At 64.1% G+C, this 17,006-nt stretch carries 15 protein-coding genes; 10 read left to right on the top strand and 5 right to left on the bottom strand.

The features are described from left to right. Positions 1 to 49: 49 nt before the first annotated feature. A complete protein-coding gene (gene boxC / locus U5A65_RS10805; RefSeq protein ID WP_321933613.1) occupies positions 50 to 1,726 on the bottom strand; it encodes a 2,3-epoxybenzoyl-CoA dihydrolase in 1,677 nt (558 codons plus the stop codon). Between the two features lie 127 nt (positions 1,727 to 1,853). Next, the gene (locus U5A65_RS10800) at positions 1,854 to 2,810 is read right to left on the bottom strand and encodes a helix-turn-helix transcriptional regulator (RefSeq protein WP_321933615.1); all 957 of its coding nucleotides are present in this window, start codon (positions 2,808 to 2,810) and stop codon (positions 1,854 to 1,856) included. A gap of 129 nt (positions 2,811 to 2,939) precedes the next feature. On the opposite strand from U5A65_RS10800, the gene U5A65_RS10795 reads away from it, so the two are divergent. From U5A65_RS10795 to U5A65_RS10780, 4 genes are all read left to right on the top strand, one after another. Next, entirely contained in the window at positions 2,940 to 4,553 is a 1,614-nt protein-coding gene (locus tag U5A65_RS10795; protein WP_321946251.1) for a benzoate-CoA ligase family protein, read from the top strand. A 21-nt stretch (positions 4,554 to 4,574) separates the two neighbouring features. Further along, a complete protein-coding gene (locus U5A65_RS10790) occupies positions 4,575 to 5,396 on the top strand; it encodes an alpha/beta fold hydrolase (RefSeq protein WP_321946250.1) in 822 nt (273 codons plus the stop codon). Positions 5,397 to 5,672: 276 nt separating this feature from the next. After that, a complete protein-coding gene (locus U5A65_RS10785) occupies positions 5,673 to 7,034 on the top strand; it encodes a HAMP domain-containing sensor histidine kinase (protein WP_321909435.1) in 1,362 nt (453 codons plus the stop codon). Further along, positions 7,031 to 8,056, top strand: coding sequence for a response regulator (locus tag U5A65_RS10780; RefSeq protein ID WP_321909436.1), 1,026 nt, complete (start codon positions 7,031 to 7,033; stop codon positions 8,054 to 8,056). Before U5A65_RS10785 ends, U5A65_RS10780 begins: the two co-directional genes overlap by 4 nt. Before the next feature lie 82 nt (positions 8,057 to 8,138). On the opposite strand, the gene cqsA is transcribed toward U5A65_RS10780, so the two are convergent. After that, positions 8,139 to 9,440 (bottom strand): alpha-hydroxyketone-type quorum-sensing autoinducer synthase, encoded by a 1,302-nt coding sequence (gene cqsA, locus U5A65_RS10775; protein ID WP_321909438.1) that lies wholly within the window; start codon positions 9,438 to 9,440, stop codon positions 8,139 to 8,141. 607 nt (positions 9,441 to 10,047) lie between these two features. After that, complete coding sequence (locus tag U5A65_RS10770; RefSeq protein ID WP_321909439.1) at positions 10,048 to 11,217, bottom strand: GGDEF domain-containing protein; 1,170 nt, start codon at positions 11,215 to 11,217, stop codon at positions 10,048 to 10,050. A gap of 155 nt (positions 11,218 to 11,372) precedes the next feature. Here U5A65_RS10770 and U5A65_RS10765 point away from each other — a divergent pair, with 155 nt between their 5' ends. From U5A65_RS10765 to U5A65_RS10740, 6 genes are all read left to right on the top strand, one after another. Continuing rightward, positions 11,373 to 11,675 carry an antibiotic biosynthesis monooxygenase gene (locus U5A65_RS10765; protein ID WP_321909440.1) on the top strand — a complete coding sequence of 101 codons (303 nt, stop codon included), beginning with the start codon at positions 11,373 to 11,375 and terminating at the stop codon, positions 11,673 to 11,675. 101 nt (positions 11,676 to 11,776) lie between these two features. After that, on the top strand, positions 11,777 to 12,088 hold the full coding sequence (locus tag U5A65_RS10760; protein WP_321909442.1) for a DUF2795 domain-containing protein: 312 nt from the start codon (positions 11,777 to 11,779) through the stop codon (positions 12,086 to 12,088). Next, a complete protein-coding gene (locus U5A65_RS10755) occupies positions 12,085 to 12,609 on the top strand; it encodes a response regulator (RefSeq protein ID WP_321946249.1) in 525 nt (174 codons plus the stop codon). Before U5A65_RS10760 ends, U5A65_RS10755 begins: the two co-directional genes overlap by 4 nt. A 249-nt stretch (positions 12,610 to 12,858) precedes the next feature. After that, the gene (locus tag U5A65_RS10750; protein ID WP_321946248.1) at positions 12,859 to 13,392 is read left to right on the top strand and encodes a PRC-barrel domain-containing protein; all 534 of its coding nucleotides are present in this window, start codon (positions 12,859 to 12,861) and stop codon (positions 13,390 to 13,392) included. A gap of 90 nt (positions 13,393 to 13,482) precedes the next feature. Continuing rightward, positions 13,483 to 15,615, top strand: coding sequence for a phosphocholine-specific phospholipase C (locus tag U5A65_RS10745; protein WP_321946247.1), 2,133 nt, complete (start codon positions 13,483 to 13,485; stop codon positions 15,613 to 15,615). A 154-nt stretch (positions 15,616 to 15,769) separates the two neighbouring features. Next, on the top strand, positions 15,770 to 16,564 hold the full coding sequence (locus tag U5A65_RS10740; RefSeq protein WP_321933633.1) for an SDR family oxidoreductase: 795 nt from the start codon (positions 15,770 to 15,772) through the stop codon (positions 16,562 to 16,564). A 139-nt stretch (positions 16,565 to 16,703) separates the two neighbouring features. On the opposite strand, the gene U5A65_RS10735 is transcribed toward U5A65_RS10740, so the two are convergent. Beyond that, positions 16,704 to 16,868 carry a DUF1328 family protein gene (locus U5A65_RS10735; protein ID WP_027820439.1) on the bottom strand — a complete coding sequence of 55 codons (165 nt, stop codon included), beginning with the start codon at positions 16,866 to 16,868 and terminating at the stop codon, positions 16,704 to 16,706. Positions 16,869 to 17,006 lie beyond the last annotated feature (138 nt).

The following is a 17,006-nucleotide window of genomic DNA, read 5'->3' as shown; positions in this document are numbered from 1 at the left end:
CTTCCAGCAAATTCGACGGACGCGGCAAACGCGGCGGCGGATGCGGATCTTAGACGCGGGCGACGTCGAACTGCGCCTTGCTGCCCTTGCCGTACACCTTGAGCGCGCCCTTCTCGCCCACGGCGTTGGGCCGGTTGAAGATCCAGTTCTGCCACGCGGAGAGCCGCCCGAAGATGCGCGTTTCCATCGTCTCCGGGCCGTTGAAGCGCAGGTTCGCTTCGAGACCCGTGAGCGCGTCAGGCGACATGACCGCGCGCTCTTCCAGCGCGAGACGGATTTCGTCGGGCCAGTCGATGTCGTCGGGCGAGGCCGTCACGAGGCCAAGGCGCTCCGCCTCGACCGGCTTGACCGCTTCGCCAATCTTTTCGCGCACGGCATCGAGCGGTTCGGTTTCCTCATAGAAACGCCGCGCGAGACGCGATTGATGCGTGACCATGGGATAAAGGCCAAAATTCGCTTCCGAGAGCGTGATGGCCGGTTCTTCGTCTTCGTTCGCGGGCAGCGCGGCCATGTACGTACGGTCGGCGGCGAATGCGAGTTCGGCAAAGGTGCCGGCGAAACACGAGCCAGGTTCGATCAACGCGAACAGCGAACGCGAAGACACATCGATGCGCGCCAGCGTGCGGCGCAACATGCCGATGGTCTCGCGCACTAACCAGTGGTCGCGGTGCGCGAGCAGCGCGGCGTCGGCGGCGAGCACGGTGCGCGCGTCGCCTTCGGTCTTGAGGATCCACGTGCCGATGTCGAGTTCGTTCGTGCGCATGCAGAGAATCGCGTCGTCCAGTTCACGCGCGAACTGCAGTGGCCACCACTTCGCGCCGGCCTCGACGATTGATTCGATGTCCGAAGCAGGTGCTGTGACGGGCGCTTTCGCGGTAAACGTCGCGGTGCGCTTCGCGCGGTCGATCGTAATTTCGACGGTTGCGTAGCTCAGCCCACTATCGTGCTCCACACGTTCGATACGCGTAAGCGCAATGCCTTGCGCACCCGCTGGCCGGTCACTCGCAGCCGCAAGTTCGAGCGCGCGCGCCTGCACGGCCTGGCCGAACTGGTTCGGCTTCACGACTTCATCCACGAGGCGCCAGGCTTTCGCGCGTTCGCCGCGTATGCCTTCCACCACGGTGCAGAAGATGTCGGCACGGTCGTGGCGCACCTTGCGCTTGTCGGTCAGACGCGTGAGGCCGCCCGTGCCGGGCAGCACGCCAAGCAGCGGCACTTCCGGCAGCGCAACCGAGGAGGACCGGTCGTCCACGAGCATGATCTCGTCGCAGGCGAGCGCCAACTCATAGCCGCCGCCGGCGCAGGCGCCGTTCACCGCCGCAATGAACTTCAGGCCCGAATGGCGCGACGAATCTTCCATGCCGTTGCGCGTTTCGTTGGTGAACTTGCAGAAGTTGACCTTCCACGCATGGGTGGAAAGGCCGAGCATGAAGATATTGGCGCCCGAGCAGAACACGCGGTCTTTCAGGCTGGTCAGCACGACCGTACGCACTTCCGGATGCTCGAAGCGGATGCGCTGGAGTGCATCGTGCAGTTCGATATCGACGCCGAGGTCGTATGAATTCAGCTTCAGCTTGTAGCCGTCGCGAATGCCGCCATCCTCGGCGATGTCCATGCCAAGCGTCGCCACGGCGCCGTCGAACGTCAGCTTCCAGTGCCGGTACTGCGAAGGCTCGGTGCGGTAATCGACCCGTTGCGGGGCGACGGCGGTTTCGACTGCGGCCATGAGCGTCTCCTTTCTGCACTTCGTTTCAATCAACGATAGTGCAATGGAATGCTCATGTAAAGCACATCAATGCATTTTAATGCATGTTAAGGGGTTAACCCGCAACATCGCAGTGCGCGGCCGCCAGTTACTCGATGCGCGGCGCCTCGGCGGCCAGGCGGGCGGCGAGCCGGTCACGCAGTTGCAGGTAGGCGTCGGCGAGCGTCTTTTCGCTGGTGTCGAAGCTCATGTCGGCGCGGCCATACAGTTCGCTGCGGCCCGCCAGGATGCGTTTGAGGTCGTCCATCGCCTCGCTGTTGCCCGAATTGCCCGACATGGGGCGCAGGTCGCCCTGCGCCACGACGCGGCGCATGTGCTCTTCGGGCGCGGCCTGCAGCCAGACGGTGAAGCAATGCGCGAGCAGCACATTGAACGTGGCCGGCTCGGAAACGAGACCGCCCGGCGAGGCGATCACGGCGCGCGGGTGCTCCGCGACCACGGCCTCCAGCGCCCGATGCTCGTAGCGGCGATAGGCGCTTGCGCCATACAGCGAATGGATCTCCGACGGCGGACAGCCCGCCAGCTGTTCGATCACCCGCGTCAGTTCGACGAACGGCACTTTCAGCTCCTGCGCGAGCATGCGCCCCAAGGTGGACTTGCCCGCGCCGCGCAGGCCGATGAGCGCGATACGCTCGTTGCGATGCGGATCGGCGCTGGTTTGCGAGAACATCTCGGCGAGCGCCACGCGCGCGCGCTGCAAGGCAGCCGGGTCGCGCCCCTGCAGCAGTTCGCGGATCAGGAGCCATTCCGCCGACGAGGTCGTGACGTCGCCGATGACCTCGGCGAGCGGGCAGTTCAGCGTGTTCGCGATCTGCCGCAGCACCAGCACGGAGGCATTCCCCACCCCGGACTCCAGATTCGCCAGATGCCGCTCCGAGAGCCCGGTTTCCGCCGCCAGCGTCTTGCGCGTCATGCCGCGCCGCGCGCGCAGCATGCGCACGCGCTCACCCATGGCAGTGAGGAACGGATCGCGTTCGGCGCGTTCGCCGCGCGCGGCGTCGTCGGCGGCTTCCGCTGGAAGCTCGGCAATGTAAGTTTGCTTCATCTTAGGGAATCTCTTAACCCGCGTTGATGTACTATAGTGCTTGACATGCATTTTGCTAACCGCTAATTTTCCGCGAAAAGGTCGAACGACGACAAATCCGATCGTGGCAGACAGAGCGGAGACACCACCGTGCAAATCCATGCAGCGTCGCCAGAACACGCCGCGGCTGTAGCGCCGCCGGCGCAATTCAACTTCGCCACGCACCTGTTCTCGCTCAATGCGGCGCGCGCCGCGAAGACCGCTTATATCGACGACACGCTCACGCTGAGCTACGGCGAACTCGAAACGCAGGCCCGCCGCTTCGCGTCCGCCATGCGCGCGCTCGGCGTTCACACCGAAGAACGTGTTCTGCTCGTGATGCTCGACACCATCGAGTTGCCCATTGCCTTTCTCGGCGCGCTCTATGCGGGAATCGTCCCGGTGGTCGTCAATACGCTGCTCACGCCGGCCGACTACGTGTATATGCTCACGCACAGCCGCGCGCGCGTGGTCATCGCATCGGGCGCGGTGCTGCCAGCGGTGAGTGCAGCGCTCGCCGAAGCACAATGTGAGGACTGCCAGTTAATCGCTTCGCAGCCCGCTTCACCACCCGCTCCACAGCCCGCTTCAGATGAACCACTAGCGGTCCTCGCCGATCTGATCGCGCGCGCCGAGCCCGCCCCGCGCGCCGCGCAAACGGGCTGCGACGACATCGCGTTCTGGCTCTACTCCTCGGGATCGACGGGAAAGCCCAAAGGCACGGTGCATACGCACGCCAACCTCTACTGGACCGTCGAGACTTACGCGAAGCCCATTCTCGGCATACGCGAAAGCGACATCGTGTTTTCGGCGGCCAAGCTGTTCTTCGCCTATGGACTCGGCAACGGTCTATCGTTTCCCCTGTCGGTTGGCGCGACCACGATCCTGATGGCCGAACGCCCCACCGCCAACGCCGTATTCGCACGCCTCGTGCAGCATCGGCCCACGGTGTTCTACGGCGTGCCCACGCTCTATGCGAGCATGATGGTCTCGCCCAACCTCCCCGCACGCGCCGATGTCGCGCTGCGCGTGTGCACCTCCGCGGGCGAGGCGCTGCCGCGCGAACTGGGCGAGCGCTTCAGGGACCACTTCGGCAGCGACATTCTCGATGGCCTCGGCTCCACGGAAATGCTGCACATCTTCCTCTCGAACCGGCCAGGCGACGTGGAATACGGCACCACGGGCCGCCCCGTGCCCGGCTACGAACTCGAACTGCGCGACGAGACCGGCGCGCTCGTGCCCGACGGCGAGATCGGCGACCTCTTCATCCGCGGGCCGAGCGCGGCCGTGATGTACTGGTGCAATCGCGAAAAGTCGCGCGCGACCTTTCTCGGCGACTGGGTGAGAAGCGGCGACAAGTACCGGCGCCTGCCAGGCGGCGCCTATGTCTACGCGGGCCGCAGCGACGACATGCTCAAGGTGAGCGGCCAGTACGTTTCGCCCATCGAAGTCGAAATGGTGCTCATGCAGCACGACGCCGTGCTCGAAGCCGCCGTGATCGGCGTCGATCAGGGCGGGCTCGTGAAAACCTGCGCGTTCGTCGTCCTCAAGCAGGCGGCAGCGGACACCTCGCATGAAGCACTGGCCGAGCAGTTGAAGGCGTTCGTCAAGACGCGGCTTGCGCCGCACAAGTATCCGCGCGACATTCTGTTCGTCGACGATCTGCCGAAAACGGCGACCGGTAAAATCCAGCGTTTCCGGCTGCGCCAGCAGTTTCAGTCGTGACTGCGACACGTGACAAGCACCATGAACGAAAGCGAATTTGCCGACCTCCCCGCCACGCATACGCACGATGCGCTGCGCATTGAATATCGCTGGATCGGCGCGGCGGATGGCGAAGCGCCGCTCGCCGTGTTCCTGCACGAAGGTCTCGGCTCGATCGCGATGTGGAAGGATTGGCCCGCCGCGCTTTGCGAGCGCCTCGGCATGCGCGGGCTCGTTTATTCGCGTCCGGGTTACGGGCGCTCCACGCCGCGCGCGCCTCACGTGAAATGGCCAGTCGATTTCATGACCCAGCAGGCGCGCGAGGTCTTGCCCGCCCTGCTCGACGCACTCGGCATCAGCGCAGCCGAACGCACGCGCATGTGGCTGATCGGTCATAGCGACGGCGCCTCCATCGCGCTGCTCTATGCCGCCGCTTTTCCCGAGGCGCTCGATGGCGCGGTGGCAATCGCGCCGCACGTCTTCGTCGAAGCGATATCCGTCGAAAGCATAGCCGAGGCGAAGGTTGCGTACGAAACGACCCGCCTGCGCGAAAAGCTCGCGCGCTATCACGACGATGTCGATTCCGCGTTCTACGGCTGGAACGACATCTGGCTCGATCCCGCCTTCCGGGCCTGGAACATCGTCGGCGATCTTGCATCGATTCGTGCACCATTGCTCGCCGTACAGGCCGTAGACGACCACTACGGCACCATGGCGCAGGTCGAAGAGATTGGCGCGGCCGTGCCGCACGCACGCGTGCACGCGCTAGCACACGGTGGCCATTCTCCACATCGCGACGCGCCGCAGCCGCTGGACGACGCAATCGAGCAGTTCATTTCCGCCCAACGCAAGCCAGCGGCCTGAAGGCCGCACAGAGGCGCGCCCGAGCGCCCGTCGAATGCCTCTAAAATGAGGCGAATCGATGCGCAGCGCATAACAAACCTCCTCCGGTACCGCATCGAAGCCCATCCAGGGGCCAAACACGCCTCATCGCTGCAATCCTTTGGTGATATTGTCTTTCTTTGCCGGGTGGAGACGGGGTCCGACCACGCGAGACCTCCGGCGGGAAAGCAGAAGCACGGGGCACCAAAAAAGCGAGACGCAAGAAGACCGGCCGGACCGCGCGCGCCGGCCAGAACGATGAGCGATTCCATTCTGATGAACGTTTCAAGAACCTCGGTGCGACTGAGGCGAGCCTGGGCGTCGATGCGTCCGCGCTTCGTGCGCGCCTTCGCGCCCGCGCTGCGCAACCTGCAATATGTGAAGCGCCGCATGCGCCCGCTCGCCGTCGTGGCTAGCGTGGGCTTTCCGCTTTACTACTACGTCTGGAAAGACCTCTTTCCTCAGCCGTATGAAAATCTCACGCTGCGCCTGATCGGCTCTCTTCTCTTTGTGCCGATTCTGGCGTTCGAGCGCTGGCCTGCCGCGCTGAAAAAGCTGCTGCCGTGGTACTGGTACTTCTGCACGCTCTACGCATTGCCGTTCTTTTTCACGTTCATGCTGCTCAAGAACAACGGCAACGAAGTGTGGGTGGAGAGCGCGCTGATCGCGGCGTTCGTGATGGTGCTGCTGCTCGACTGGCTCATGCTCGTGCTGCAGTTCCTTGTGGGCATCAGCCTCGCGGTGATCGCGTACTGCCTCACCACGTACCCCGTCGTGCTGGGGCCGAACTACCTCACCCATCTGGCGATCTTTTCGTTCGCGGTGGCGATCGGCGCGGTGGCCAATTACGATCAGGACCGCATTCAGATCGAACAGGAGCGCGCCATGCTGGCTACGGCAGGCAGCGTGGCGCACGAACTGCGCACCCCGCTCGTGGCGATCCGCGTGGGCGCCGCAGGCCTCATGCGCTATTTACCCGCGCTGCTCGACACCTATCAGCTCGCCCAGCGCAGCCGCTTGCCCGTGCCCAAAATACGCGTGGCGCATCTGCATTCGCTGCAAGGCGTGGTTGGCCGCATTGAACAGGAAGCCCTGCATTCGAACGCGATCATCGACATGCTGCTCGCCACGGCGCGCTTCACGGGCGGCAACATGCAAAACGCAACAACGTGCTCGATCGTGCATTGCGTGGAAACCGCGCTTGCGCGTTTTCCGTTTCGCGAAGGCGACCGGCGTCGGGTAATCTGCAATCTGCGCCCCGATTTCGAATTCCACGGATCTGAAATGCTTACCGTTCACGTGCTCTTCAATCTGCTCAAAAATGCCTTCCGGCATATGGGCAGCATCGACGGCGCGCAGATTTCTATTCGTCTTGAATCAGGGCAACGGGCCAATCGTTTGATTTTCAGCGATACGGGCACCGGTATTTCCCCTGAGGTATTGCCGCACATCTTCACGCGCTTTTATACTTCGACAACCGCCACCGATGACGTGACGCTCGGAGCAGGAATCGGGCTGGCATTCTGCCGCGATGTCATGCAAGCGATGGGTGGAGCAATTACCTGCTCTTCCGTAAAAGGCGAATATACCGAGTTCGTTTTGACATTCCCTGCGCCATGACGAAAGCCATTCAGCCGTTCTCCTACCCGACCACCGTCGCCTTCGTCGACGACAGCGCCGCGTTCCTTTCGAACCTGAGCCTGCAACTCGACCCCGACCTGGCCTTCCGCCTGTTCAGCTCGCCCAGCGAGGCGCTGAAGTTTCTCAATGGCCGCGCCGGGCCGAACCGGGCCGCTGAGCCCATCTTCAGCCCGTATCTGGACCGCACCGAAGAAAACGATGCGCACCAGGTCATCGCCATGCGCGTCGACGCGATACGTAGTCTCGTACATAACGCGTCGCGCTTCGAGTCGGTATCGGTCGTGGTCGTCGACTACGACATGCCCGAACTCAACGGCATGGAGTTTTGCCGCCGGATTACCGACCCGTCGATCAGGAAAATCGTGCTGACCGGCAAGGCCGACGAGCACGTGGCGGTGAAAAGCTTCAACGAAGGGCTGATCGACCGCTTCATCCGCAAGCATGAAGTCGATGCCGTGGAAACGCTGAACCAGGCGATCGGCGATATGCAGCGCGCGTATTTCGACCGCTGCTGCAGCACGGTGCTCGAAGCACTCGCCGTTTCCGAATATGCCTTCCTCAAGGATCATGCGCTCGCCGCGCACGTGAAAGGCATTGCCGATTCATTGGGCATCGTCGAGCACTATCTCTCGTACCAACCGCACGGACTCCTGATGTTCGACGGGGTCGGCACGGCATACCTGCTCGTCATTCACACCGACGAATCGCTGCGCGGCGTGCGCGAAATCGCGGTCGAACAAGGTGCGCCCGCAAGCTTTCTCGCGGAGCTCGACAGCCGCCGCAGCCTGCCCTATTTCTGGCGCACGGAAGGCTATTACCCGGCGCAGTGTGCGGAATGGCAGCCGTATATGCACCCCGCATCGGAATTTCACGGCGACCGGCGCTATCTCTACGCCGTGGTGAAGAAGCCGGCGGGGCTTGCGCTCGACAACGTGCTGCCCTACGACCGGCATCTCGACCAGCTCGACCGCGAGATCCAGGCGGCGTGGGACTCACCCTGATTTACGGCACCGAATGCGGTAAGTTTTCCGCAGGCCGTAAATCGGGTGCCCCCACGCTATCGCCGCCTCGCTGCACGCATGCTCAGGCCGCCACGGCCACCATCGGCATATTCACCACAGCCTGCGGCACACGCACGCGCGCACGGCCCGCGTTGCGCTCGTTGCGGCGCGTAGACGGCCAGTTCCACATCTGCACCTCATCGCGAATCTCCGCGCACACCTCCACGAGCCGCTCCAGTTCCTCCTCGCACAGCGCCGCATTGAGTGAGAGCCGCACGAGCGAGCGGTTCTGCGCCGTGGCGGGCGCGCAGAACACCGAACCAAAAATGCCGCGCGCTTCGAGCGCGTCGCGCAGCAAGATCGTCTGCGGCTCCGGCCCGGCTTCGAGCGCGATGATCTGCGTTTCGCTGCCGTTCAGGTTGTAGCCGAGTTCGGCAAGCCGCCCGCGTACGTAACGCGCGTTGGCCGCAACGCGCGTGCGCCGCCAATCTTCGCGCTCGATCACGTCGAGTGTCGCCGCGAGGCCCGCCGTCTCATGCGGCAGCAGCGTCGAGCTGAAAATCGCCGGCAGCGCCTCGCACTTGAAATACTCCTGGAAGCGCCGCGAACAACTAATGATGCCCGCGCGCCCGGCAAACGCCTTGGCGAGACTGGCCGTGCGGAAATGCACGCGGTCGATGAGCCCGAGTTCGGCCACCATGCCCGCGCCGTGCGGGCCGTGCGTGCCGAGCGAATGCGACTCGTCGACGACCAGCACGCAGTCGTGCTCGGCGCACACCTCGGCAATGGCAGTGAGCGGCGCCACGCTGCCGTTCGTGCTGTACACGGAGTCGACAATCACGATCCCGGCCCCGTAGCGCTGAATGCGCTGCTCGAGGTGTTCGACATCGTTGTGGAAGAAACTGATCGCGCGCGCACCAGCGCTGCGTATGCCCTCCCACAGCGACATGTGCGCCATCATGTCGACGTACACCGGCGTTTGCGCATTGGCGATCGACTGAATCAGCCCCGTGTTCGCAGCAAAACCCGACTGGCACAACACACTCGCTTCGGCGCCCATGTATGACGCGAAGCGGTCTTCGAGCGTGAGTTGCGGGCAGTCGTCGCCGTGCAGGAACACGCCCGACATCAAGAGCCCGTTGCCCTCCGAGCGGATGCTCGTGCACATTGCATCGAGAATCTCGGGGTGGCGCGCAATCGAAAGGTAGTCGTTACTCGAAAGGTGCAAGGCATCAGCATCGGCAACACGACCCTTCATGATGTGGCCCCCGGCCCAGCTCTCCTGCACGCGCTCGGTGTAGTAACGATCGACACGTGCTGCGAGGAATGCGGGCAATGCCGCGTCGTTGTTATGTGCGTTACGCCAGTTGCTGCCAACTTTCATCTCAGGCTCCTTGTGGTTAAAGCCTGCCCCCGGAAGCGACTTGTCTGGTCAGGATGGATACCGGGAGGCAGGCCCGTAATGTGCCCGCAGCGCAACGACACGCGCGATGAGGCCTGACGTGCGCGTTGCGGCAACGGACTTTTGAATGTGGGTAATGCAATGACTGGCGAGCGCGTGAGTCGCGGCGCGCGGCGGGGAACCAGGGAGTGCCCAGGCCGGCGGCGCCAGAGCGCGCTTGAATGCGGAGCGAAATCGAAAACCAATGCGGGCGCGGGGCGCCAGGAGCAGGCGTTTCATATCCGCAGGAATCCCGCATCGCGTGATCGCCACTGGTTACAAGGGAAGAAACGCCCGCCCGAAAATTTTTGAGGCGCGCCACGCAGGCCACCTGGACCCTGCACGTCATGCAGCGAAAGCGCCTTTACGCTGCACGCAACGTCAGTCGCGCCATTGATAATTATCGTTTAAAAACAGCGCTGTTTAGATCTTCGCGGTGCGCAACTATGCGTAGCGCATGGAGTTTCGATAAGGAATACCCGTCGCGCCGCGAAAGGATTCGGGCATTGATTCACCACGCATAAACTGCCGAGGGAGACCGACAGACTCTTCAGATGGCCACGACGCGGTCGCGCCCGCGTGACTTGGCGACATAGAGCGCGGCGTCGGCGCGCGCCATCAAGGTGGCGAGCGAGTCTTGCATCTGGGCTTCATCCACGCCCGCACTGAACGTGAGGCCGTCGTGCGCCTCCTGCCCGGATTCACGGGCGTGAGCGTCGGCGCTGCGCCGCACGGCGAGGGCCAGCACGCGCAATTCGTCGAGGCGCCTCACGGCGTCGTCGCGGGTCATGCCAACAAAGAGCAACGCGAATTCTTCGCCGCCCAGCCGGCCAAACACGTCCTCTACGCGCACGCCACTCTTCACGACGCGGCAAAACTGCGCGAGCACGCGGTCGCCTGTGGCGTGTCCGTAGCGGTCGTTGATCGACTTGAAGTGATCGATATCGAGAATCGCGAACGTGACCTGCTCGCCCTGCTCGCGCGCGGCTTCGAGCTTCGCGTTGGCCTGGGCCAGAAAGGCGCGGCGCGTGAGCGCGCCGGTCAGCTCGTCCTGATTCGCGAGGCGCTCGAGCCGCTCGGCCATGCGGTCGTGCGCGAGCAGAACCAGGCCGATCGAAAGCGCGGGTAACACGAGAATGCCGAGTGCGAGCCACGCCACGTTGAGCGGCGTGGAGTCGAGCAGCCCGTACTGCCTCACGATGCCGCTGCCGTACATCGCCCCGCGCAGCGCGTGTGCGAATGCGCCCAGCCAGGCCGCCAGCGTCACGAACCGGTAGCTGTAGACAGGGCGCGCGGGCGGCCGGCAACGCCATGCGAGCCAACCGATCGACACGTAAATGGCCGCATGAAACGCAGAGGCGACGGCCACGCGCGCGCCGAGACTGGGCGTCACCCAGTACCACCACGCAATACCCGTTGCGAGCGCAACGATTCCCGCGTAGGCGAGCGGCACGCGCGGCTTGAGCCCGAAGAACTCGCGGCAGCCCTCGAGCATGCGCACCACAGCCAGCGCCAGCAACGTATTCGAAACGAAGACGGTGAGGACAGGCAAGCCAAGGCGTTGCATGCCCGCGAGCAGGATCGCGACGCTTGCCATCAAATAGGCGCCGATCCACCGCCCCACACCGGGAATACCCGCAGGCCGCAGCGAGCCGAGAATGGCGAGGCTCATGATGCTCGAAAGCACCGTGACAAGAAGAATATTGACCGGATCTAGCATGTACGGCGTGGTCTGAAGATATGTCCGAGTTTACGGCATCATCGTGAAAAACATGCGCCTTGGGCCACGCTATCCCCCACCATCCCGACGCTTGACGAACGCCCCGAAACACCGCGACCATGCCTGAAGCGCCACGACGTAACAGGAGGCATGTCATGACCCAGCGTGCGTTGTACGTCGAGCTGCATGCGCAGCCCGGCAAGGAAGAGGAACTGGCGGCATTTCTCGCGGGTGCGAAGCCGCTGGTCGACGCGGAACCCGCCACGCCGGCCTGGTTCGGCGTGCGCTTCGACACGTCGACGTTTGCGATCTTCGATGCCTTCGACGACGAAGCTGGCCGTGAAGCGCATCTGAACGGCAAGGTGGCGGCGGCCTTGATGGCGCATGCGGGCGAACTGCTGGCCACACCGCCGCAAATTCGCCGCGCCGACGTGCTTGCCGACAAACTTCCCGCTTGAACGTCCGCCGGAAGCCGCGCGTAGACAACGAGCAAAAGGCAGGCAAAAGGGTGCCAGGAATGGCGCCTGCGGGAAACATCGGATCTTCGAAGGAGGAGCCGATGAAGCCTGCTTCCGCTTGCGAGGCAACAAGAGCCGACACCCTTGGCGAGGCGCGCTCGAACGCCAAGGCCCTGACCGGGCGCGCGCTGCACGCCCTCGAATGCGTCACCTGGCCTGCGCACCCAGCCACGCTGATCGAAAGCGCCGAAAGCCGCGGCGCACCGCGCGACGTGATCGAAGCCCTTCGCCAGTTGCCCGACGAGGCGTTCGGCAGCTTTCCCGAGGTCGCGGCCTCCATCGTCGCCGCACAACTGCGCTTGCGTGAATCCGCCGCCCAACACGCCCAACAGGGAGCGGCGCCGCGGCGATGACGATCGAAGCCGAAAAGAATCCCGCCCGCGCGACGGCGCGGGAACGGAAATTGCGCGGTATGGGACGGCCGCTGGATAGTTTGGGCCCGCCGCGGCGCGATCGCAAAGAAGATCACGAAGAACAACGGCCCAGCCACCGTAACCGGCTCTGCCGCTCACGCAAGAAACGTATGGCTACCGTATTGCTGGTCGACGACGACATCAACGCACTCGATGCGCTCAAGGAACTGGTCGGGCAGGAGGGTTACCGGGTGCGCACCGCCGCAGACGGCTCGGATGCGCTGCAAAGCGCGCTCGACGACCCTCCCGATGTCGTGATCTCCGACTGCATGATGCCGCGCATGGACGGTCTGTCCCTCATGCGCGAAATGAGGCGCAGCAGCAAGCTCGCGCGCGTGCCGCTCGTGCTCGTGTCCGCGCTCGTCACCCCGCCCCCCGACGCCGACGTCGCGGGCTTCCTGCGCAAGCCCTTCGCGGTTGCGCAATTGCTGGACATCCTCCACCGGGTCGCCACGCCCTGATACGCGCGGGCCTCGTGCGCCGCATGAACGATTTACCGTCGTCGTAGCGCCTTACATGGCGCAGCGGCGCGCAAATCGCCCACTCGCGCGGCCTTGCTTCATTCGGTTTCCTGATCGATAACCTGCGCGATAGCCTGCACCGGCGCGCCACGGCATGACCGATGCTGTGGAACCGGCGTGGCCGGTCCATTTCGGGCGCGCGCGGGAAACACCCGGCGTGCGCGTTTCATCATGAACAAGGAGAACATCATGGCCTATTCGAAAAACCCAGCGCACAACCCAGCACACACCCCAATCGCTTCAACGCCGCGCAGCGGCGAAGGCGCGCGCATTGTCGGCCGCGACCGCGCGACAACGCGTGGCCCCGGCCCCGACGTGATGGCGGCGAGCACGCTGGACAGCGACCGCGTGCTGAGCTCGGACGGCGACGAAGTCGGCAAAGTCAAGGAGATCATGCTCGACGTGGAAAGCGGCCGCATTGCCTACATGGTGATGTCGAGCGGCGGCTTTCTCGGCATTGGCGACAAGCTGCTTGCGGTGCCGTGGAACGCTCTCACGCTCGACGCGTCGCGCAAGTGCTTCGTGATCGCCCTCAACTCCGAGCGCGTGAAGAACGCACCGGGCTTCGACAAGGGCGAGTGGCCTTCGATGGCCGATCGCACCTGGGCCAGCTCCGTGCATCAGTACTACGGCCGCGAGCCGTACTGGAGCGACGACGCCGTGAGCCTGCCGCTCGCCGAGCCAGGGCGTGAGCCGCCGCAAGCGGGGGGTGTGAAGCTCTGACGCACGCGCGCGCGTTCATCGAGCGCCCGCAGCGGCGCCAACGTGTCATGCTAATGGTCGCGAGTACAACGACAACAACGCGAACACAACATGACTTCGATGGACCGCCGTGATTTCCTTCGCGCCGCCGCCGCGGGCGCCACGCTCAGCCTCGCTTCGCCCGCCATCCAGCGGGCGCTGGCCATTCCTGCAAACAATGCGACCGGAACGATTGAAGACGTGCAGCATATCGTCGTCTTCATGCAGGAAAACCGCGCCTTCGACCACTACTTCGGCACGCTGCCCGGTGTGCGCGGCTTCTCGGACCGCTTCACGATTCCGCTACCCGGCGGCGCCAATGTCTGGCAGCAGAGCGATGGCTCACGCACGCTGCTGCCGTTCTACCTGGACAGCCGCAAGGGCAACGCGTTGCTCGCGGGCGGCGCACACAACTGGGCCGACGCCCACGAGGCCTGGGACCATGGCCGCATGACGCACTGGCCCAAGTTCAAGGGCGACGCTTCAATGGGTTACTTTCAGGCCGCCGACCTGCCGTTTCATTTCGCGCTCGCCAACGCCTTCACGATCTGCGACGCCTACTATTGCTCGCTGCACGGCGGCACCAACTCGAACCGGCTCTTTCTGTTCACCGGCACCAATGGCCCCACGGCCTCGCCATACGCGGTGGTCGACAACAACGGCTGGGACAACATCGCCGCGCCGGCCACGGGCCTGAAATGGACCACGTATCCCGAACGCTTGCAGGCCGCAGGCGTGACGTGGAAGGTGTATGAGAATCAGCCCGATAACTACACGGACAATCCGCTCGTCGGGTTCGCGAGCTATCGCAAGGCGCTCGAGGCAATCGACGGTTCGCCCAACGTGCCGTGGACCGAGGCGCTCGACGCGCGCGAACCCTTGTACAAGGGTGTCGGCAATACGATGCCCGATGGCGGCTTCCTGCAGGCGCTCAATGACGATATCGCGGCGAACCGGTTGCCTCAGGTGAGCTGGATCGTCGCGCCGCAGGACTATAGCGAGCACCCAGCCGTATCGACGCCAGGCCAGGGCGCCTACTACCTCCAGAAGCTGCTCGAAGCGCTCACGCGCAACCCGGACATCTGGAGCAAGACTGTGCTCTTCGTGAACTTCGACGAGAACGATTGCTTCTTCGATCACATGCCGCCGCCTTGCCCGCCCTCGCCCATCAAGGATGGCGAGTACGCGGGCAAATCCACCACCAGCACGCGCCACGAATACTTCACCATGCCGAATCCTCCCGGCGACGGCAAGCCGGTCAAGCCAGACGGCCTGCCATTCGGGCCTGGGCCGCGCGTGCCGATGATCGTCGTCTCGCCGTGGAGCACGGGCGGCTATGTGAACTCGGAAGTTTTCGATCACACGTCGGTGCTGCGCTTCATCGAAGCGCGCTTCGGCGTGCGTGAGACGAACATCAGCCCGTGGCGGCGTGCCGTATTCGGCGACCTCACCTCGGCATTCAATTTCAGCACACCGAACGAAAAGCCGGTGCAGACGTTTTCCGCGCCGACGAAAGCCGCCGCCGACGCGTTGAACAAGCAACAGAACGCCCTCAAACCCGTGCCGGTGCCGCAGCCCGACCTGCAGACCATGCCGCAGCAGGCGCGCAAGGCGCGGCCCTCGCGCGCACTGCCGTACCGCCTCAACGTGGATGCGAGCGTCGACGGGCGTCATCACAAGATTCAGCTGGAGTTCGGCAACGAAGGACAGGCCGGCGCCGTATTTCACGTGTACGACCAGCTTCACCTCGACAAGCCGCCGCGCCGCTACACCGTCGAGGCAGGCAAGACATTGCACGACACCTGGACACCCGCTGCCTCCGACAACGGCGCATACCGCCTGTGGGTGCTTGGGCCGAACGGCTTTCATCGCGCATTCGAGGGCAACGTGCGCGCGGCGGTGCACGGGCCGAATCCTGAAGTGCGCGTGCGCCATGACGCCGCGAACAATACGCTCGAGCTTGGCATCGCGAATCGCGCAAGCACGGCTTCGAACGTGACCATAGCGGCCAATGCCTACCGCATCGACGGACCGTGGACTTACGCGTTACGCTCCGGCGAGCAGGTGCAGCCGAACTGGGCGCTCGCGGATTCGGGCGGCTGGTACGACTTCACGCTAAGCGCGGAGAACGGTGTATTGCGGCGCTTTGCGGGCCGTCTGGAAACCGGCAAGGACAGCGTGAGCGATCCGGCTATGGGTGAATGAGGTGAGTGAATCGACTGAGGCGCCCGAGAATACCTCCAACGCCGCTGCGCAGTACACTGCCCGTTCCCTTCACGATGGCCGCGACCGGCGTTGCGCCCCGCACGTTCAACGCGCGTTCAGAAGCGTGGCCTGCCTCCCCCCTCAAGGAGCCCGCATGAAAATCGATCTGACTGGAAAACTCGCGCTCGTCACCGGCTCGGCTGCCGGCATCGGTCTTGCCGCGGCGAAAGGCCTCGCGCTCTCGGGCGCCGACGTGATCGTCAGCAGCCGTCGCACCGAAAGCGTGCGCGAAGCCGAGGCGGCGCTGCGCACCGCGGCGCCCGGTGCGCGGGTGCAAGGCTTCGTCGGCGATCTTTCCAGCGCAGAGGGATGCGACGCACTCGTGAAGGCGCATCCGCAGGTGGACATTCTCGTGAACAATCTCGGCGTGTTTCAGCAGCAGGACTTCTTCGAGATTCCCGATGCCGAATGGCTGCGTTTCTTCGAAACGAATGTGATGTCGGGCGTACGCCTCTCGCGCGCCTATGCGAACGCGATGGTCAAGCGTGGCTGGGGGCGCATTGTGTTCATTTCATCGGAATCGGGGTTGAACATTCCCGCCGACATGATTCATTACGGCATGACGAAAACCGCGCAACTCGCGCTCGCGCGCGGCCTCGCCAAGCGCCTGGCGGGTACCGGCGTCACGGTCAATTCGGTGCTGCCGGGCCCGACGCTTTCGGAAGGCGTGTCGCATATGCTCAAGGACGAAGTGGCCGCTTCGGGCAAAACCGTCGAGGAAGTCGCCGCGCAGTTCGTGCAGACGCATCGTGCCTCTTCCATCATCCGCCGCGCGGCGAGCGTGGAGGAAGTCGCGAACATGATCGTCTACGCGTGTTCGAAGGAAGCATCGGCCACGACGGGCGCGGCGTTGCGCGTGGATGGCGGCGTGGTGGATACCATCGCGTGACGCGCCCGGCCGCGAGGGCACGGATTTGATTCGTTATACGAATCACAACACGCAACAGAGCATTGAACACAAAAAAGTGCAGCCCACGCGGGCGGGCTGCACTTCGACTGCAACAAGCGTAACAAACGTGGCTCGCCGGTTAACCCCTTCTCACGACGCCAAGCAGCAACGTGACGAGGAAAACCACGAGGAAGATGAAGAACAGGATCTTGGCGATCGATGCCGCACCCGCCGCGATGCCGCCGAAACCGAACACGGCCGCGATGATCGCGATGATAAAGAAAATGACAGCGTATTGAAGCATGACGTCCTCCTGCACCCGGTGTGATCCGGCTCAAGGGTGGTCGCCGCGCCCCGGCGCCGCGTGCGGTCGCCCGATGCCCGGCATCTGGTTGAGCGGGACGGATCTACGCGCCCATCCCTGCAGGACCATTGGAGCAAA

This window comes from Paraburkholderia sp. J10-1, from assembly GCF_905220165.1.
Classification (GTDB): Bacteria; Pseudomonadota; Gammaproteobacteria; order Burkholderiales; family Burkholderiaceae; genus Paraburkholderia.
This window is presented reverse-complemented; position numbering and strand designations above follow the sequence as displayed.